Source organism: Chryseobacterium sp. AG363 (assembly GCF_003610675.1).
Classification (GTDB): Bacteria; Bacteroidota; Bacteroidia; order Flavobacteriales; family Weeksellaceae; genus Chryseobacterium; species Chryseobacterium cucumeris.
Genome location: NZ_RAQF01000002.1, coordinates 1,465,482 through 1,485,359 on the forward strand (window position 1 = coordinate 1,465,482; position 19,878 = coordinate 1,485,359).

Consider the following 19,878-nt stretch of genomic DNA (forward strand, 5'->3'; position numbering starts at 1 on the left):
ATATAAAAAGTATCTCTTTAATCAATTTTCTTTTTCCTCCTCTTGATTTCTTCCTGGATTTCAAGAGCGGTATCATAGTCTTCTTCTTTAACGGCTTCATCCAATAGTTTCTGAAGCTCTTCCATAGAAAGAGATTTTAAGTTATCTTCTGTCTGTACAGTTTCTGAGAATGATTGTTCTTCTTTTGAAACGTCTTCCAGTTCCAGTAAAATTCCTGCTTCGTTTAAAACCTGCTGCGTTGTAAATATTGGCGCATCAAATCTTACGGCCATGGCAACAGCATCTGAAGTTCTGGCATCTAGGATCAGTTCTTCTTCTGTTACTTTATTTTTAAAGTTAATATTTGAAAAGAAAACTCCGTCTACAATCTGATAGATGATGACAGAAATTAACTCATAATTGGCAGAAACTATAAATTTTGTAAATAAATCATGAGTAAGAGGACGCGGTGGATGAATATCTTTTTCCAATCCGAGAGAGATAGACTGGGCTTCGAAATTTCCTATAACAACAGGTAATTTTATGTGTGTTTCTTCATGTTCCAATAACAATGCATAAGCCCCCGACTGGGTCTGGCTGTACGATATTCCGCGAATAATTAGCTGCTTATAATCCATAGCTACAAATATAGATTAATTTTTTATTGTGTTTTCACTTTTTTACGCAAAAATAAAAGCCCGGAAAGCCGAGCTTTTATCTGTATAGTTGATGATTGTCAAACGTCAATAGTGAATTTTGTTTCGCAAGTGATTTATTTAATTAAAAATCGACGAGCAAAGCGAGAATTGACTATTCACAATTCACTTTCTTATCCTTTAATTGCTTTAATTTTCTCTGTTAGTGCAGGAATAATCTGGAAAGCATCTCCTACTACTCCGTAGTCAGCAGACTTGAAGAACGGTGCTTCAGGATCACTGTTAATTACTACGATAGTTTTTGAAGAGTTAACCCCTGCAAGGTGCTGAATCGCTCCTGAAATCCCTACAGCAATGTAAAGATTCGGAGAAATTGCTTTACCTGTTTGTCCTACGTGTTCTGTGTGAGGTCTCCATCCGATATCAGAAACTGGTTTAGAACATGCTGTAGCTGCTCCTAAAACGTTTGCCAAATCTTCGATCATTCCCCAGTTTTCAGGTCCTTTCATCCCTCTACCTGCAGAAACAACAATTTCAGCTTCTTTAAGGTCTAATTTACCTGAGCTCTGCTCGTGAGAGATCACTTTAGTATCTTCATTCGCTACCGATAAGTTTTTCACTTCTTCTGAACCTGATACTGCATTTTCTTTAACACCGAAAGCGTTTTGAGAAACAGTAACGATTACTCCGTTCCCTTCTGCTTTTGCATGCATGAAACCTTTTCCTGAGAATGCTCTTCTTTTTACCTGGAAAGGAGAAAGGCTTTCAGGAGCTTCCAATGCATTGGTAATTAAAGAATAGTTCTTCATTACCGCAAGCATAGGAGCAATGGAAGAAGCGTCAGTAGTGTGAGGGAAAACGATAATATTTCCGTCTGCTACTTCACTTACAGCCTGTGCAAAAGCTTTTGCTGAGAAATTTTTAAGACCTTCGTCTTTGATATTGATTACGTTTGATGCTCCATATTTGTACAATAAATCTGAAGAATCTGTTGGGTTTACAGAGATTGCCGTAACGGTATCTCCTGCTTTATCAGCGATAGCTTTAGCATAAGAAACTGCTTCAAAAGCTGCTTTTTTGTAAACTCCGTTTATATTTTCTGCGTATACGAATACTGCCATTGTTTTACATTTAAAATTTAAAGATTGAAAAATTTAAAGATTAGATTACTTTAGCTTCTTCGTGAAGTAATCTTACCAATTCATCAAGGTTATCCGGAGAAACCATTTTCACAGCAGCTCTTGGCGGAACGCTGTCATAAGATACTCCCTGAACTTTTACTTCTGAAGAAGAAGGTTCTACTACCTGCAAAGGTTTTGTTCTTGCAGACATAATTCCTCTCATATTCGGGATGATAAGATCTTTCTCATCTACTAATCCTTTCTGACCTGCAATAATTGCCGGTAATTTTACAGAAATAGTTTCTTTTCCTCCTTCAATTTCTCTTACTGCAGTAGCTTCGCTTCCGTTAACGTCTAATCCTACTGAAGCGTTTACGAAAGGTTGGTTTAATAACTGAGCTACCATTCCAGGAACCGAACCTCCGTTATAATCGATAGATTCTTTTCCGCAAAGGATAAGATCATATCCTCCGTTTTGAGCTACAGCTGCAATTTCTTTTGCTGTAGAATAGCTGTCTTTTGGATCAAGATTTACTCTTACTGCATCGTTAGCACCAATTGCCAAAGCTTTTCTGATTACAGGTTCTGTAGCAGCATCACCTACGTTGATTACTGTTACTGTTGCTCCCTGAGATTCCTGAAGTTTAACCGCTTTTGTCAACGCAAATTCGTCTAGAGGATTAATTACCCACTGAATTCCGTTTTTGTCGAAAGCAGATTTGTCTGCTGTAAAGTTAATTTTGGAAGTAGTATCCGGAACACTACTAATACAAACTAATATTTTCATGTGTACTATTTTATTTTTTCCCTTTTGGCGCATAAAATCATGACAGTTTATGCAGAGATTTTGTTTGAATTAATTTTTGCTAATATAAATAAAAAATATATTATGCATGCATAATACTTATTAAATTATTATTCAATACATTAGATGTAGTTACTTAGCTGGTTTCGTTGCCCTAAACTCTATTTTACTTGGCAAAACTCTTGGATTCATCTTTAAAATATCCAATATAAGATTCCCCATATCTTCGGGCTGGATCTTCCAACTGTCCTTTTCAGACGGAATATTTCCGTTAAAATGAGTGGCCACAGACCCTGGCATGATCACCGTAGATTTAATATTGTATTTTCTTAAATCGATCATTGCAGCCTGTGTGAAACCTACCACTCCAAATTTTGAAGCGTTGTATCCTGTACCATTTTCAAAGAAATTCGCTCCAGCAAGACTGGAAATGGTAATATAGTACCCTTCTGTCTTTTTAAGTTCTTCCACAGAGGCTTTTAAGGTATAAAAAACACCTGTAAGATTCGTTTCTATCATATCATTCCACTCCTCTGCCGTTAGTTCATCTATGGGCTTAAAAATACCCAATCCTGCATTGGCAATAATATAATCCAGTCTACCGAACTTTTCAACGGTATATTTTACAGCTTCCTGTTCGCTTTCCAGACTTCTTACATCAGAAACAATCCCCAAAACATTTTCTGAATATTGCTTAAGTTCTTCTTCTGCCCTCATTACATCTTCTCTTTTTCTTCCTGAAAATGCCACAGAAATGCCATTTTCCAGTAAAATTTTTGCAATCCCGAAACCTATTCCTTTGGTTCCTCCTGTTATATAAGCTGTTTTATGATCTGACATATGGTTGAAATTTTAATTCTCTAAAATAACAAAAACGCTCCAATTGGAGCGTTTTGCTGATCCTAAGATTTATCAGTAATTATTTTTTGATGAACTTCTCTGTGAAGTTTCTTCCTTCTGTTTCTATATTCAGCAAATAAGCTCCGGCAGACAGATTTCTAACATTTACCTGATCTCCGTTCAATGTTACATCCACTCTCTTTCCAGACATATCATATGCTTCAACATGTTTGATTTTGTTAGGCGTTGTGATTTTTATAACATCCGTAGCCGGGTTTGGATAAATAGAAAGTTTTACGTCATTTTTAACGGCGTCTTTTGTAGACAAGGCTGCTTCATTATTAATTTTGATATTATCGATATAGGCAGAACCTCCATAATTATCATGTACAAAATCCATTCTGTTAATATTGTTATTACTGAATGGCTGTCCTGTATAAATTAGAGCATCATTCAGGTAATATTGGATTCCTGTAGCCGTAGAAACTATTTTTACCCTGTACCATGTATTGGCATTCCAGGTTTGATTGGTATCGACTAAATTATTTGAACCCGCTGTTGCAATCAGAATGCTTCCATCATAAGAAAAATCAATATAAGTAACAATTCCTCCTGTCCCTACGGTATTTACTGTTCTAAAAACGAAATCTGAACTTGATGTACTTTTTTGGGTAAGTCTCACATCAAATGATTGGGTAAAGCTATTGTATGTTAATGGTGTAGTGAAGGTATAGAAACCACCCATTACAGGACTCTGCTGTGGTCCGTAAGCTGCGTCTGTTGTTATTTTAAAACTGTTTGACCCCTGGCTTGCCATTTCAGCGGATACCAATTGACTTGTCAGATATACTGGCGGTGTAGCTCCATTATTAGTAGTAACCCAGCCCTGCTGCCCGTTAATGTTTCCTGCAGTATATCCCTCACTGGCTTCAAAAGAAATAGTTTGTTGAGCAAAAGATGATATCGAGATCAACGAAATTGCGAAAATGTAAAGTTTCTTCATGATATTTTTTTAGTTTCAAGCAAATATATACGTTTTAAATCTAAAAAGCAAAATATATGAATATTTTACACATATTACAAAATTAACATAATATTTTTAACTAAAAATAATAAAGATATTAAATCCAAGAACAAACAATAATTCCGAAAAATCATCCACAAATACACTAAAACGCTAAAAAGAGCACATGTTTTCAGAGGTATGAAATAATTTATCTGATGATCACTTTTTCAGTAAAATTTCTTTCTTCAGTTTTTATATTAACCATATATATTCCTTTGGGTAAGCCTTTTACCTCTATTTTATTATGGTTTATTTCAGTCTTTATCAGCTTACCAGTTTCGTCGTAGAGTTCTATATTTTTTACTTTGGCAGCAGCATTAATATGGATGAAATCCGTTGCAGGATTAGGATAAAGAGATATTTTTTTAATATTTGCATTGGAATCCTGAACACCCATTGTTCCCAGCTCGCTATTAATTTTAATATGATCAATATAAGCTGACCCCAAAGAATTATTATGAACAAAGCGAAGCTGGTTTATATTCAATGAACTTGCTGCTACACCCGTATAGATCAGCAAATCATTAAGATAATACCGGACATCCGTAGCGCTTCCCACTACTTTTAACCGATACCAGGTATTTGACAGCCAGATGGAAGGTGCAACAATAAGGTTCTGTATACCAGATAACATATCCAGGATCTTTACTGACCCGGTTTTTCCAAAATCTACCCTTACGACAAACTGGTCATCAATACTGTTTACAGCCTGAAAACCAAAATCAGACCCGTTGAGTTGTGACATATTGATATCGAATGATACAGAAAAATTATTGTGAGCAAGGGGAACGAACAGATTATAAAAACCTCCGATGATTGGCTCAGCCTGCGTTCCATACGTATTTTCTTTAACAATTCTCAGAGAACGGCTTCCATCACTTGCTTTATCTAAACTGATAGTTTGATGGGTAACATTTTCCGGTACACCTCCTGTGGGAGTACTGATCCAGCCTGCCTGTCCATTGACATCTCCAACGTTGAACCCCTCAATAGGTTCAAAGGATATGGCTTGTTGGGCGAAAACACAGAATGATGATAGCAAAAATGCAATTGAGTAGTATTTTTTCATAGCAAATCAAGTTTTGTATTAAAAATATAAACTTTCAATGAATAGTGAAATAACTTATTGCAAATAAAAAATTAACCCATTTATTTTCAGTGAATTTAATTTTCAAAACCTTGAAAATACTTCGCTAACAATTGATAAAAGAGCAAAAAAATAAGGTATTTCTTTACAGAAATACCTTATCATATCGTGTTTTCGATTAATTATTTTGAATAATTCTCAAAGAACAACGGAATACTTTCAATCCCTTTATAGAAATTGAACAGTCCGTAATGTTCGTTTGGAGAATGAATCGCATCAGAATCCAACCCAAAGCCCATCAATACAGACTTAGCTCCTAAAACCTGCTCAAACATTGCTGTAATCGGAATACTTCCTCCTCCTCTGTAAGGAAGAACTTCTTTTCCGAATGCTGATTCCATCGCCTGTTTTGCTGCCGCAAATTCTTTGGTATCTGTTGGTAAAACGTAAGGCATACCTCCGTGGTGAGGAGTAACTTTAACTTTTACTGTATCCGGAGCAATCTTTTCAAAATATTTTGTAAACTTCTCCGTAATTTCCTGTGGTGTCTGATAAGGTACCAAACGCATTGAAATTTTAGCAAAAGCTTTTGAAGGAATTACTGTTTTTGCTCCTTCTCCTGTATAGCCGCCCCAGATTCCGTTGCAGTCTAAAGTAGGACGAATAGATGTTCTTTCTAAAGTTGTATATCCTTTTTCCCCTTCGATATTACCCAATCCGATTGATTTTTTGAATTCTTCCGGATTGTCTTTCAATTTGTTCATTTCAGCTCTTTCCGCATCTGAAACAGTTTCAACATTGTCGTAGAATCCGTCAATGGTGATATGCCCGTTTTCATCAATCAGATTCGCGATCATTCTTGAAAGAACGTGGATAGGGTTCGGAACTGCTCCGCCGTAAAGGCCTGAGTGTAAGTCTCTGTTCGGGCCTTCCACTTCTACTTCTACGTAGCTTAAACCTCTTAAACCTGTTGTTACAGTCGGCTGTTCGTTACTATAAATGTGAGTATCGGAAATTAAGATACAGTCACAAGCTAATTTCTCTTTATTTTCATTGACCCAGTCGCCTAAGCTTACTGATCCTACTTCTTCTTCTCCTTCTAAGATAAATTTAACATTGCAAGGAAGAGCATTGGTCTTCATCATCGCTTCAAAGGCTTTCAAATGCATGAAGAACTGTCCTTTATCATCAGCAGAACCTCTTGCGAAGATAGCTCCTTCAGGGTGTAATTCAGTTTTTTCAATATAAGGCTCAAAAGGTGGCTTTGTCCATAATTCCAATGGATCTGCCGGCTGAACATCATAGTGTCCGTATACCAAAACTGTAGGTAAATTTTTATCTAAAATCTTTTCCCCGAAAACAATTGGATATCCTTTTGTGTTGCAAACTTCCACATTATCAGCGCCTGCATTTTTAAGGTGTGCTGCCACTACATCTGCACATTTCAAAACGTCATCTTTATACGCCGGATCTGCAGAAATAGAAGGAATTCTCAATAACTCAAATAATTCATCCACGAAACGCTGTTTGTTTTCGTTAATGTAATTTAATGTCTCTTGCATTGTAAAAATTTATTTTGTTAAAATTAAAAAAAATGCCCGGCAGGAACAAACAAAAAGAAAGGATTTTCCCAACCTCGTGTTAATGAACCTTATAGTCCTCTTTTTTAATAAAAAAATGCCCTGCAGAAACAGGGCACTTATATATTTTGTACTTCTAATTAGTGTTCAGCTTTTGGCGCTTTATCAGCTTCAGCAGGTTTTGCAGCCGCAGTACTGTCAGCTTTTGGAGCATCTGCTTCTGGTGTTGCATGAGCCTCTTCTTTATGTTCTGCAGCTCCGGCTTCATGTCCGTGAGCTTCTCCCTGAGGGTCGTCAGAATATCTTTCTACTCCTTCTTCAAGTTTCAAAGTACCTCTGTTTCCTCCTTGTGGAACTTTCTTACAGCTTACCGCTACCGTTGCAATCGCTAAACATATAACTAATTTTTTCATATGTAAAATTATTTTTTTTAAAAGGTAAAATGAAACCGCACTATTTTAACTTATTTGATCTCCAAACAGCAAACGATTTCATGCTTCAATTTTTGATTGCCCAAAAGTAAGAAATCCTGCTTTTTTCGGCAACATTTTTATACTGATTTTAATATTATTTTCCCTTTTTTGGATTGGGTAAAAATAAGATACCGGTCCCCTCCGTCTTTTAAACCATATTTCTTTTTAATTTCTTCAGGTTTTAGAGGGTAATTTTTTGTAATAATATTGAACTGTTCTTTCTTTTTAATGCTTTTAGAATCAACAGATTCCATTTCTAAAATTCTTCCGGGGAAGTTTTCAATTCTTTCGCTGGAAGTGTAAAGATGGCTGTTGGGATGAAGCTTTTTTAACCCGAATTTCTGAGAGATCAGATTAAAGACTCCAGCCTTCAGAATGGAATGATTGGGGATGTAAATGTATCTTTCAGGTTCAGAATATTCGGATTGCGCAGTTTCTTCTTCCCCAAAAGTAAAGCTAAAGACAGATTCATTGCTTTCAAGGTTCACACAATTACAGATGATCTTATCCCTATTTTCGTTAGAAAGAAATACGACAACCTCTTTCACGTCATTTTTCAGAGCAATAATATCCATTCTTGAAATATCCGGCAATACTGAAACAAGGTATTTAAGATCAATCAACGGGGAAAGCTTTATCACCACAAGATCGGATATTGAACATAACTTTTCCTGAATTTCAAGAATATCAGGAGACAGATCTTCTAAAAGAAAAACTTTGTTTTTTTGCTCATCCCTTCTGGCTGGGTCAAGATAAATGACATCAAAGTGTTCCTGATTCTCATTCAGAAAATCTTCAAGCTTAAGATTGATAAATTTCGCCTTACGATGTAAAATGCCCCAGTTATTTTCAACAATCTCTAAAAGCTCTGTATTCTGCTCTATTAAAGTGACATTCTCAAAATTTTGAGACAGATAAAAGGCATCAATCCCAAAACCGCTTGTAAGGTCAATGAATTTATTTCCTTTTAGAAATCCTGATTTATAAAGCGCTGTTTTTTCTGATGAAGACTGTTCAAGATTAAGCTGTGGTGGGAAGAGAATACCCTCTTTTAAGAGAAACGGAAATTTTCTCTCTGCCACCTGTTTTCCTTTGATCTGTTGTACAATTTCATGCATGGAAACCTCATGAAAAGGGGATTTTTTTAGTAATAATGAGTGCAGATCTGTTTTTAGATTTGCATTGATATAGTTTTGAACGTCTTTGTTTAACAGTTTATTTCCCACAGATTCTGCCACTTCTTATATTCATGTGTTTAAAATGCTTCGACTCTGCTCAGCATGACAATGCTAATGCTAAATGCCTAATTTACTATTGAGAGATTAAGACAGTATAATTAACCGTGTCATACTAAACGGAGTCAAAGTATCACTATCTTAAAATTATCTTTTATAAAAAATATAGTCAGTCAATACCGGTGTTATACCTTTCTGTTTAAGCAAAGAATTGATTTGCCCTCTATGATAGGTAGAATGATTTACTGCATGAAAAAGCATTTCAAAAATGGTATTTTCAAACTTTGTTCCTCTTGAATTCTGATATTCTATCTTTGTGTCCACATCAAAATTGTTAATAATATCAATGCTTTTAAGAAAGTTCTTGTGATTGGTTTCTACCAAAGATTCAAAGGGATTGATCTGCCATACTTCAAAGGTTTTCTCCCCCAATATCCGGGCATTCCAGATCTGTTGTGCATTAAGAGTATGATTAATGAGATTGATTGTTTTATCATCTACAAGTCCTCTGTTTTCAGAGATTACTTTAATCATCTCAATATTGAAATGATAGGTGTATTCAAATAAATCTATCAGTTTTTCTTTCATTACTAAAAACTATAAGCTTTTTTCTTTATATAGCGTCAACACATTTGGAGATGTAATATCAATATCTGTAGGGTTTTTATTTTCAAAGTCGAAAAATATTAGAAATTCATTCTCATTAACAAATTTAATAAGTCCGTTTAAAAATTTACTTTCTTCAAGTTTATTATTAAAATCATTGTACGATGCAATTAAACTAAATTTTATAATTTTTTTTGAAAAATCCGCAGCATATTTTACCTGTGCAACTTTACCTTTATTGGGTCCGTCAGGAATTATATGATTTCTACCGTCAATATTCAATCCATCAAGTTCTACTTTTACAAAACCGTCTGAAAAAAATGTAAATGAGCCAGCGCTCCCCGCATCTGTTCCTACCCATCTTCCATACAAATCTTTCTCAGTTTGAGAAAAACATAATCCGAAAAACAATAAAAGGAAAATTAGGAAACTTTTTTTCATGATGTTATGGATGTTCTATTCAAACATTTCAGCCCAGCGGACAGCTTTTATTTCTTTTTCGCTGTAAAGATCCGTGATAGACTTTTTAACGTCTAATTTAGGGTACAGATTCACTCCGATCAGCTTTATTTTCCCTTCTTCAATCCATTGCTGCTCTTCAATCGCATGATCATAGATTTTTTTCTGAATAACTCCCTGTTTCAACAGCTCAAGATATCCTCCTGCTTCTTCAATCTCAACAAATAAAGTCCATGCTTTTTCTGCGAACTGCCGGGTGATATCTTCAATATAATAACTTCCGTTAGAAGCATCTTCAAATACATTGATGATACTTTCATACGCCAGAACTATCTGTTGTTTGAAAGAAATTTCTTCCGAGTTATCCGTACTTCTGTCTACAAGATAATTGTTTGAGAAAACAGCGTCTGCTCCGCCAATCATGGCAGAAGCAAGCTCCAACGTAGAACGGATCAGGTTATTTTCATTATCTGAAACGGCTTTATTTCGTAACGAAGTTTCAGCAAAGATATAAGGAACTTCATCCAGTCCGTATTCTTTTGAAAGCTGGTTAAAAATAATCTTAAAAGCTCTCAGCTTAGCCATTTCAAAGAAATAACTTCCTCCAACAGCTATTCTGAAAATCAGTTTATTTAAAATTTCAGCTCCATAAACTTCTGCTAATTCCTTAGCTTTTGCAAGGGCAATTGCAAGCTGTTGATAGATGGCAGCTCCGGCATTCTGATGCAGTGAGATATCTACGCAGATATTTCTTTTAAAATCTTTTGAAAGTAATTCTTTTACCAGCTGATCATCAATACTTCCTTCTTTTTCATTAAAAACATCAATCAGTGAAAAATACTGGTCTTCTTCTTTAGGACTGATATGACCTGCAAGATCTTTATTATTCACAAAAATGGTTTTCTGATCCAGATTTTCTACATTCTGATCCAGCATAAATGCAAATACTTCTTCTTCCAGACTTTCGTGGTATCTTGCAACCAGATGGGTACTTTCTTCAACTCTTGGCAGGTTTACCAAAGGCTTCTGAACTTCAGTATAAAAAGGCTTCACTTCTATTCCTTCCAGATTCTGTTTTTCTAAAACGGGATAAATATCCTCTGTTTTAAGTTGTTTTTTGACCAGGTTTTCCCAGTTTGAAAGTATATCTGTATTTGACATTAGTTTTTTATTTGTGAATTGTTAATGGTGAATTTTGCTTTGCAAGTGAATTTTTAAAAACTAAAAATTAATTTCATCATTAACGTAATTCTATTCAACTTTTATTACTTTTTAGCCACTTTTGTGCTGTCTACCACCAAAATGAAAATTTCTTCATTCGGTTTTTTCATAAAATAATTTTCTCTTGCGTATTTTTCTTTTTCTGACTTGTTGTTCATCAGTTTCTTATAAAAAGCATCATTTTTTTCGTACTCTTTCTTATAGTAATCCAGTTGCTCTTCATATTTATGAATCTCACCATTCAGTTCATTAATAACAAGAAATGAAGTTTTATCGAAAAAAATCATCCATACCAAAAACAGACAGATCGTAATGGTATACTTGTTCAAAACATATTTCTGGATAAGTTTGAATGTTTCAGATTTCGGCTGAATGTCTTTGATAAGGTTGTTTTCTTCCATTTTTTAATGTTTTTTCAACGAGTTTTTAATAACAGTAGTTAAAAAATCAATGGCTACGGAATTCTGTTTCATATTGGGAATAATAAGATCGGCTTCATTTTTAGACGGCTCGATGAATTCCTGGTGCATTGGTTTCAATGTGGTCTGATAACGGTGCAATACTTCGCTCAGATCTCTTCCCCTTTCCTGGGTATCTCTTCTGATCCTCCTGATAAGCCTTTCGTCAGAATCTGCATGAACAAATACCTTCAGATCAAATTCTTTCAGCAATTCTTTGTTGGTTAAAACAAGAATTCCTTCTACTACCAATACGTTTTTAGGTTCTACAGTGACATGATCTCCTGTTCGGGAATGGGTAACAAAGCTATAAATCGGCTGTTCAATAGACTCATTATTTTTTAAAGCTTTTACATGTTTTATCAGTAAGTCAAAGTCTATAGATTTCGGATGGTCATAGTTTAGAGCTTCTCTTTCCGTTAATGTAAGACCCTGGTTGTCGTGATAATAATTATCCTGAGAGAGGATATTCATTCCCTCAATATCAAGCTGCTGAAGTATCTTATCAACAACTGTAGTTTTGCCGGATCCTGTACCACCGGCAATTCCTATTACAAGCATTGTTTTTTTGTTTCTTTATAGTTGGTACAAATATACTATTTTAGATAAAATGTGACAATGTAAGAGTATTGAGAATTTAAAAGATTAAAGCATTTAAATATTAAAATATTTTCGGGAAAGCTGTCAGTCTTTATGATTTATTGTTATTACTCAAATTTACGCTCTTGATTTAATAAAAAAATCCGACAATTACTTTGTCGGATTTTATTTTATACGATTTCGCTTGTTAATTCACGCGAAATTAATTTTTCGTGCATAGGCTTCAAAACGTCCATTGAGCCGGTTTTTACGGTACACTTGCCTTTATAATGAACAAGGATTGTACATTGTTCAGCCTGTTCCAGGGTATGTTTGCATATTTCGATCAGACAGTCTATTACATAATCAAAAGTATGAATATCATCGTTATGCAGTACCAGTTTATAAACTTCATCCGTATCATCTAAAACGAGAACTTCTTCTTCGTACTGACGTTTCGGGTTTTCGTAATCTTTTATGCTGTTATAAAAATTCATTCTCATTCTTTTAAACTTCTCCTATTTTGTCTGCCAGATTATCTATAGCATTAGGTTCCTGATAAATCAGTTCCACAAGTTCCACACTCTTGTTATTCATTTTAAGAATTTTGAAGTGATAATCTTCAAGATCAAACTCCTGGTTTTCTTCAGGAATTTCTTCAAGCTCATAAAGAATAAATCCTGCTAGTGAGTTGTACTCGCTTTCTTCGGAAAGAGGAAGTTTTTTAGGAAGGAATTCGTTGATTTCGTCCAAAGGCTGAGTAGCCTGTACCCAATAGGTATTGTCCGCTATTTTATCAACAATTTTTTCTTCATCATCTTCTTCATCCTGAATTTCTCCCACAAGTTCTTCCAGAATATCTTCGAGTGTAATAATTCCTTCTGTTCCACCAAATTCGTCGATAACAATAGCAATATGTTGTTTTTTAAGCTGGAAAGTCTTCAGTAAGTCTGAAACTTTTTTACTTTCCACCACGAAGAAGGCATCACGCATTAAATCTTTAAGGTCTTCATGATCCAGATCCCCTTTTCTCTTCACAAATTCTCTTATAATTTCTTTTGTGTAGAAAATTCCGATCACATTGTCAATGGAATCAATATAAACGGGAATTCGTGAGTAACCGCTGTCCATTATTTTGTTGATAATATCATTGACATCTTCCTCAAAGTCTATGGAAGTAATATTCTGTCTTGGAACCATGATCTGCTTGGCAGAGTGATCTGTAAAATCAAATGCATTTTTAATGATCTCATAGTTCTCTTCTTCAATCTCACCACTGTCTGCACTTTGTTTTACCAGAAGCTGAAGTTCTTCCGTAGAGTGAATTTCCTGTTCGGAAGCGGGATGAATTTTTACGAGTCTTAAGAAACCATTTGACATGGAGTTCATTAACCAGATAAACGGTTTAAAAATCGTATAGAAAACTCTCAACGGAACTGCTGTTGCCATTGTCGTTGATTCAGATTTTCTGATAGCGATTGATTTTGGTATAAGCTCACCAAACACAATATGCATGATGGTAATCAATACAAAACTTGTCACTACCGAAATGGTAGTAATGGTTGTCTGAGTAAGATTAATGCTTAAAGACGTGAAAATATTTTCGACAATATGATGCAGGGCACTTTCTCCTACCCAACCAAGGGCAAGGGATGCCAATGTAATTCCTAATTGTGTAGCGGAAAGATATTCATCAAGATGTTTGATGATATGTTCTGCCTGCTTAGCCATAGAGTTTCCTTCTGCAGCTTTTAACTGAATTTGTGAATAACGAACTTTAACAATTGAAAATTCTGCGGCTACGAAGAAGCCATTTAGTAAAACAAGAAATAAGGCCAGCAAAAGCCTGACTATGTCCGAGTCCATTTAGAGGTTGTATAAATTTTATTAGCTACAAAGATATGTAAAATAAAAATAACCTGCCTGAATCTGGGATTGATTATTTCGATGAAGGAATTTTCTTAAGAAAATATGGCTTGATATAATACAGCTATTTTTAAATAAAAAAAATAATTGAAACAGCTACTCATTTTCCGATAAAAATGGGATTTTTGAATAGCCAATGGCTGTTTCGGCCCTTTATAAACACAAAAGCACCGAAATGATCGGTGCTTTTAATTGTATGATAAAATAATTCTTTATGAATTTTTCAAAGCTTCTGCTCCGGAAACAATTTCCAGGATTTCGTTGGTAATTGCAGCCTGTCTTGCTTTGTTGTAGAAGATCACTAGATCATTCTTTAAAGCCTGAGCGTTGTCTGTTGCTTTGTGCATTGCCGTCATTCTCGCTCCGTGCTCAGATGCTACTGAATCTAAGATGGCTTTGAAAACCTGAGTTTTGATAGACTTTGGAATCAAATTGTCCAGGATTTCAGCTCTATTAGGTTCAAAGATATAATCTGTTTCAACCTGTGGCTCAGTGTTTTCCGGCATTGAGATTGGAAGAAGCTGTTCTGTAGTTACTTCCTGAGTAGCTGCATTCACGAATTTGTTATAGATAACATAAACTTCGTCAAATTTACCTTCTTTGAAGCTTGTCATTACTCCTTCAGTGATATGAGCAACAGCATCAAAGTTCAGATTATCATATACAGTACTTCCGTTAGTATATACCGTACGGCTTTTTCTTACAGCATCATATACTTTTTTACCTACAGGAAGAACTTCAACCTCGTACTGGGCGTTGTTCTGAAACTGAAGGTTAAGCTCTTTTACGATAGAAGAGTTAAAAGCTCCCGCAAGACCTCTGTTTGAAGTAACAGCGATGAATAATACTCTTTTAACCTCTCTTTTCTGAGCATATACAGAAATCTGATCAGGATCAGAGCTAGAATTTACATTCTGGATAAGCTCCTGTAATTTTTCAGAATAAGGTCTTAACATTACGATTGCGTCCTGTGCTTTTTTAAGTTTCGCTGCGGAAACCATCTTCATAGCACGTGTAATCTGCATCGTAGATGAAATTGACGTAATTCTGCCTCGTATTTCTTTTAAGTTTGCCATTAATTTGGGTTCAAAGTTTAAGGTCTAAAGTTTAAGGTTTAAAACACTATATTTCAAACCTTAAACATTGAATTTTTTAGTTGTATTTAGAAGCTAAATCGTTAGCTGCCTGCTTAAGAACACCTGTAATATCGTTATCGATTTTTCCAGCCTTAAGCGCAGCCATCGTATCTGGGTGCTTAGACTTAAGGAACTCGATATATTCGTGTTGGAATTCTTTAATCTTGTTCAATGGAACGTTTCTCATTAAGTTTTCTGTTCCGGCGTATACGATCGCTACCTGACTTTCTACAGGAAGTGGTGCGTTTACCGGTTGCTTAAGGATTTCTACGTTTCTTTCTCCTTTAGAGATTACTGCTAAAGTAGAAGCATCAAGGTCAGAACCGAATTTAGCAAACGCTTCTAGTTCTTTATATTGAGCCTGGTCAAGCTTCAATGTACCAGATACTTTCTTCATTGATTTAATCTGAGCATTACCTCCTACCCTTGATACAGAGATACCTACGTTGATTGCAGGACGAACCCCTGAGTTGAATAGATCAGACTCCAAGAAGATCTGTCCGTCAGTAATAGAGATTACGTTTGTAGGGATATATGCAGAAACGTCACCAGCCTGAGTTTCGATAATTGGAAGGGCTGTTAATGAACCACCACCTTTTACAATTGGCTTAAGAGATTCTGGCAAATCGTTCATTTGCTTAGCAATTTCGTCATCAGCGATTACTTTTGCAGCTCTTTCCAATAGTCTTGAGTGAAGGTAGAAAACGTCTCCAGGGTAAGCTTCACGGCCCGGTGGTCTTCTCAATAGTAGAGAAAGCTCACGGTAAGCAACAGCTTGTTTAGATAAATCATCATAAACGATAAGTGCCGGTCTACCAGTGTCTCTGAAGAACTCACCGATAGAAGCTCCTGCCATTGCAGAGTATACCTGCATTGGAACCGGATCTGATGCGTTAGCTGCAACGATTACCGTATAAGCTAAAGCTCCTTTATCAGAAAGTGTTTTAACGATTTGTGCTACAGTAGAAGCTTTCTGACCGATAGCAACATATATACAATATACTGGTTTACCAGCATCAAAGAATTCTTTTTGGTTGATGATCGTATCGATAGCAACAGTAGTTTTACCTGTTTGTCTGTCACCAATGATAAGCTCTCTCTGACCTCTTCCTACAGGGATCATCGCATCAATTGCCACGATACCAGACTGTAAAGGTTCAGTTACCGGCTGTCTGAAGATAACTCCAGGAGCCTTTCTTTCCAATGGCATTTCATATAAATCCCCAGTAATAGGACCTTTACCATCGATTGGGTTACCAAGAGTATCTACTACTCTTCCTAACATACCTTCTCCTACTTTGATAGAAGAGATTCTGTTTGTTCTTCTTACTGTATCACCTTCTTTTACTAATTTACTTTCACCAAGTAGAGCAACCCCCACGTTGTCTTCTTCAAGGTTAAGTACAATACCTTCTACATCACTAGAAAATTTCACCAACTCTCCGTATTGTACGTTTTCTAACCCGTATACACGAGCAATACCATCACCGATGGTTAAAACTGTACCTACTTCCTCAACGTTGGATTGAGTATCGAAGTTGGCCAATTGCTGTTTTAAGATCGCAGATACTTCTGCCGGATTTATTTCTGCCATTGTATGGTTGTTTTTCTTAATTTAATTGGAAATCTTTTTTAACTTGGTTCAATTTTGTCTTCACAGATGCATCTATCTGCTGGTCACCTACTCTCAGAACATATCCTCCAAGAATTTCAGGCTTCACATTTACTTTCAGATCAAAGTTTGAATCAGCATTTACAAGATGGGTAGATCTTAAAATCTGGTCAAGGTTTTCTTTTGAAAGCGGAGTTGCTGTTGTAAGTGTCACTCTCTGTATACCACTAAGGTCTTCAACTTTGTTGATGAATTCCTGAGCGATATTTTTCAATTGGTTTTCACGTCCGTGCTTAATAACCAATCTGATCAGGTTCTGAGAAGAAACAGATAAACCTTTGAAAATTTCGTTTGCTACTTCTATTTTCTTTTTAGAATCGATATAAGGAGTCATGAAAAATTTATTTAAGTCCGCAGACTCTTTCATGATCTTTACTACATCTTTCATTTCAGAAAATACAGTAGCCGTTTGACCTGATTCGTTGGTGAAGTCAAGTAAACCTTGTGCGTATCTTTTAGCTACTTTAGATGTAAGCATTCTTAGTTAAGGTTTGATTTGTTTAAATAATTTTGAACTAATTCGTTTTGAGCTTCGCTATTGTCCAGCTTTTGCTTCAAGATAGACTCAGCAATGTTTACAGATAAAGTACCGATTTGAGTTTTGATGTCTGCCATTGCAGCATTTTTCTCAGCGTTGATAGTCTGTTTAGCAGCTTCGATCATTTTGTCTCCTTCAGCTTTAGCAACATCTTTAGCTTCCCCTACGATTCTGTCTTTAATCTCTCTGGCTTCTTTAAGGATCGCATCTCTTTCGATTTTAGCTTCACGAATGATTCTTTCGTTATCCTCTTTTAAAGTTTCCATTTCTTTTCTAGCTAATTTAGCTTGATTAAGAGCGTCAACAATAGATGTTTCTCTGTCATTGATAGACTTTAAAATAGGTTTCCAAGCGAATTTACCTAACAAAAATAATAATGCTAGAAAAATAACAGACTGGATAATAAATAATCCTGATGAAAACTGATGAATTAATTCCATTATATAAATGTATAAATAATTATTACTTTTTTTAAAGAACCATTACCTGTAACCAACCGTCACAGATAATGGTCTGATTTTAATTAGTTTACTGCAAATAGAGCAGCAAACGCAACACCTTCTACAAGTGCAGCTGCGATAAGCATAGCTGTTTGGATTTTTCCAGATTGCTCAGGTTGTCTAGCGATAGCTTCAAGAGCAGCAGCTCCGATTTTACCAAGACCGATACCTACACCTAGTACTACGATACCAGCACCTACAATTTTAGGGATTTCCATAATATATAATTTTAAAAAATTTGTTTTACTTTAATTTATAATTTCAATTAGTGAGCTGCATGATGTTCGTGCTCGTGCTCTTCTACTGCCATTCCAATGAACAGCGCAGATAACATAGTAAAGATATAAGCCTGTAGGAATGCTACCAATACTTCCAGTAAATAAATTACTAATGTTAAGAATGGGAATGCAACACCTGCGATAAAATTCTTGAATACGTAAATCAATCCGATCAAACTCATTACTACGATGTGTCCTGCTGTCATGTTGGCGAAAAGTCGGATCATCAATGCGAATGGCTTAGTGATTGTTCCTAATAATTCGATTGGAAGCATGATCAACTTCATCGGAACCGGTACTCCTGGCATCCAGAAGATATGTTTCCAGTAATCTTTGTTCGCTGAGAATGTCGTAATCAAATACGTAAGAATAGCCAGGAAGAATGTCATTGTAATATTACCTGTAACATTAATTCCGAAAGGCATTAATCCAAGAACGTTAAGGAAAAGAATAAAGAAAAACACTGTTAATAAATACCCCATGAATCTCTTATACTTATGTCCGATATTAGGAATAGCAACTTCGTCTCTTACAAAGATAATTAATGGTTCTAAGAATCTTGCTGCTCCTGTAGGAACTGCTGACTTCTTATAAGATTTAGCCATTCCAACAAATAACACAAACATAAAGATTGACACTAATAAAATAATCAATACACTTTTTGTAATAGAAAGATCTAAAGGTTTCACGTTAGTTGGATGACCGTCTTCACCAAGTGTTAAAGTTCCAGCTGCATCAGTCTTATAGATTTTCTCATGGTGCAACACATAAAAAGAACCATCCACTTCAGTAGGCTCACCATGCATAAACCCTTCTTTGTTACTCATGAAAGAGTGAAAACCGTTATCATAGATAATAATAGGAAGAGGGAAACCGATGTGGTGACCATCTTTATCAACCATCAATGTGAAATCATGTGCATCTAATAAGTGATGATCGATGAACTCCTTGTTTTCTTTGCTTACTTTGTCTTTCTCTGAAAGCTCTTGAGCAGGAGCTGCCCCAGCAGTAGCTTCACCATGCTGTGCAGACACTAAGTTTAATACAAAAATACTGTAGAATAAAACTGCGAATTTCTTAAACATTGATAGGTTTTTTTCGTTGTGCAAAAATATGATATTTTTTCTAGTTTCAATAAATAATTTTACTGTTTTTTATCATGATTAATCAGCTTGATTGCATAGTACGTAAGCAGTGCTGTCAGGACAAAATAAGGCATGATAAAATGGAATTTGTAGCCAGGAATCACTTCAAAGTTCAGTTTTTTTCTGATTAAGTACATCAAACCGAATTTTAAAAGGATCAAACCAATAACAGACAATCCTAAAAATTCCGGTGCTACTCTATTGATTAAGATAATAAGGGTGATCATCATCATAAACATGACACTTAGAAAAAGGTAAAATTTAATGATCACTATCTCATCCAGGTGAAAAACAAATTTCCATAGGGAAAAATGCACCAGGAAGGTCAGAAAGAATAAAACGACAACAAGAATATTGGGATTAATTTTCATTCTATATTTTAATTGATCGCAAAAATAGACTTTTTCTATCGTATTATACTATGATTTGATATTTATCATTTTTTCTTCTTTGTAATAATATTACGTATATATATAATATTACGTGTTCAAACACTTTGGATATCCTAAAAATTCCTT

At 35.4% G+C, this 19,878-nt stretch carries 23 protein-coding genes; all 23 read right to left on the bottom strand.

What is annotated here, in order from left to right; translation table 11 throughout:
* Positions 1-17: 17 nt before the first annotated feature.
* Positions 18-617 carry a bifunctional nuclease family protein gene (locus tag DEU39_RS06535; RefSeq protein WP_062674981.1) on the bottom strand — a complete coding sequence of 200 codons (600 nt, stop codon included), beginning with the start codon at positions 615-617 and terminating at the stop codon, positions 18-20.
* A gap of 191 nt (positions 618-808) precedes the next feature.
* Entirely contained in the window at positions 809-1,756 is a 948-nt protein-coding gene (locus DEU39_RS06540) for an electron transfer flavoprotein subunit alpha/FixB family protein (protein ID WP_062674983.1), read from the bottom strand.
* Between the two features lie 40 nt (positions 1,757-1,796).
* Positions 1,797-2,543 (bottom strand): electron transfer flavoprotein subunit beta/FixA family protein, encoded by a 747-nt coding sequence (locus DEU39_RS06545; RefSeq protein WP_034697635.1) that lies wholly within the window; start codon positions 2,541-2,543, stop codon positions 1,797-1,799.
* Positions 2,544-2,693: 150 nt separating this feature from the next.
* Complete coding sequence (locus tag DEU39_RS06550; protein WP_120231354.1) at positions 2,694-3,401, bottom strand: SDR family oxidoreductase; 708 nt, start codon at positions 3,399-3,401, stop codon at positions 2,694-2,696.
* Between the two features lie 79 nt (positions 3,402-3,480).
* Positions 3,481-4,404: a T9SS type A sorting domain-containing protein gene (locus tag DEU39_RS06555; protein ID WP_062674989.1), complete on the bottom strand. Its 924-nt coding sequence runs from the start codon at positions 4,402-4,404 to the stop codon at positions 3,481-3,483.
* 211 nt (positions 4,405-4,615) lie between these two features.
* The gene (locus DEU39_RS06560) at positions 4,616-5,536 is read right to left on the bottom strand and encodes a T9SS type A sorting domain-containing protein (protein WP_120231355.1); all 921 of its coding nucleotides are present in this window, start codon (positions 5,534-5,536) and stop codon (positions 4,616-4,618) included.
* Between the two features lie 200 nt (positions 5,537-5,736).
* Positions 5,737-7,116, bottom strand: a complete 1,380-nt coding sequence (locus DEU39_RS06565) for a dipeptidase (protein WP_120231356.1) — start codon at positions 7,114-7,116, stop codon at positions 5,737-5,739.
* 158 nt (positions 7,117-7,274) lie between these two features.
* Entirely contained in the window at positions 7,275-7,547 is a 273-nt protein-coding gene (locus DEU39_RS06570; RefSeq protein WP_120231357.1) for a hypothetical protein, read from the bottom strand.
* Positions 7,548-7,684: 137 nt separating this feature from the next.
* Positions 7,685-8,845: a class I SAM-dependent methyltransferase gene (locus DEU39_RS06575; RefSeq protein WP_228436677.1), complete on the bottom strand. Its 1,161-nt coding sequence runs from the start codon at positions 8,843-8,845 to the stop codon at positions 7,685-7,687.
* Between the two features lie 144 nt (positions 8,846-8,989).
* Positions 8,990-9,430 (bottom strand): DinB family protein, encoded by a 441-nt coding sequence (locus DEU39_RS06580; RefSeq protein ID WP_120231358.1) that lies wholly within the window; start codon positions 9,428-9,430, stop codon positions 8,990-8,992.
* A gap of 9 nt (positions 9,431-9,439) precedes the next feature.
* Positions 9,440-9,889: a hypothetical protein gene (locus tag DEU39_RS06585; RefSeq protein WP_120231359.1), complete on the bottom strand. Its 450-nt coding sequence runs from the start codon at positions 9,887-9,889 to the stop codon at positions 9,440-9,442.
* A gap of 15 nt (positions 9,890-9,904) precedes the next feature.
* The gene (locus DEU39_RS06590) at positions 9,905-11,068 is read right to left on the bottom strand and encodes a methylmalonyl-CoA mutase family protein (protein ID WP_120231360.1); all 1,164 of its coding nucleotides are present in this window, start codon (positions 11,066-11,068) and stop codon (positions 9,905-9,907) included.
* 104 nt (positions 11,069-11,172) lie between these two features.
* Positions 11,173-11,529, bottom strand: coding sequence for an FtsB family cell division protein (locus DEU39_RS06595; protein ID WP_002979124.1), 357 nt, complete (start codon positions 11,527-11,529; stop codon positions 11,173-11,175).
* Positions 11,530-11,532: 3 nt separating this feature from the next.
* Positions 11,533-12,147: a uridine kinase gene (udk, locus tag DEU39_RS06600; RefSeq protein ID WP_120231361.1), complete on the bottom strand. Its 615-nt coding sequence runs from the start codon at positions 12,145-12,147 to the stop codon at positions 11,533-11,535.
* Positions 12,148-12,356: 209 nt separating this feature from the next.
* Positions 12,357-12,662, bottom strand: a complete 306-nt coding sequence (locus DEU39_RS06605; RefSeq protein ID WP_099049883.1) for an ATP-dependent Clp protease adaptor ClpS — start codon at positions 12,660-12,662, stop codon at positions 12,357-12,359.
* 10 nt (positions 12,663-12,672) lie between these two features.
* Positions 12,673-14,031 (bottom strand): hemolysin family protein, encoded by a 1,359-nt coding sequence (locus tag DEU39_RS06610; RefSeq protein WP_062675002.1) that lies wholly within the window; start codon positions 14,029-14,031, stop codon positions 12,673-12,675.
* Positions 14,032-14,303: 272 nt separating this feature from the next.
* Positions 14,304-15,167, bottom strand: a complete 864-nt coding sequence (gene atpG, locus DEU39_RS06615) for an ATP synthase F1 subunit gamma (RefSeq protein WP_062675004.1) — start codon at positions 15,165-15,167, stop codon at positions 14,304-14,306.
* 76 nt (positions 15,168-15,243) lie between these two features.
* On the bottom strand, positions 15,244-16,821 hold the full coding sequence (atpA, locus tag DEU39_RS06620; RefSeq protein ID WP_062675006.1) for a F0F1 ATP synthase subunit alpha: 1,578 nt from the start codon (positions 16,819-16,821) through the stop codon (positions 15,244-15,246).
* Positions 16,822-16,837: 16 nt separating this feature from the next.
* Entirely contained in the window at positions 16,838-17,377 is a 540-nt protein-coding gene (gene atpH / locus DEU39_RS06625) for an ATP synthase F1 subunit delta (RefSeq protein ID WP_062675009.1), read from the bottom strand.
* Positions 17,378-17,379: 2 nt separating this feature from the next.
* A complete protein-coding gene (locus DEU39_RS06630; protein WP_002979110.1) occupies positions 17,380-17,877 on the bottom strand; it encodes a F0F1 ATP synthase subunit B in 498 nt (165 codons plus the stop codon).
* An 83-nt stretch (positions 17,878-17,960) separates the two neighbouring features.
* Positions 17,961-18,155, bottom strand: coding sequence for an ATP synthase F0 subunit C (gene atpE, locus DEU39_RS06635; RefSeq protein WP_002979108.1), 195 nt, complete (start codon positions 18,153-18,155; stop codon positions 17,961-17,963).
* A 47-nt stretch (positions 18,156-18,202) separates the two neighbouring features.
* Positions 18,203-19,300, bottom strand: coding sequence for a F0F1 ATP synthase subunit A (gene atpB, locus DEU39_RS06640; RefSeq protein ID WP_120231362.1), 1,098 nt, complete (start codon positions 19,298-19,300; stop codon positions 18,203-18,205).
* 59 nt (positions 19,301-19,359) lie between these two features.
* Positions 19,360-19,731, bottom strand: coding sequence for a hypothetical protein (locus DEU39_RS06645; protein ID WP_041461471.1), 372 nt, complete (start codon positions 19,729-19,731; stop codon positions 19,360-19,362).
* Positions 19,732-19,878 lie beyond the last annotated feature (147 nt).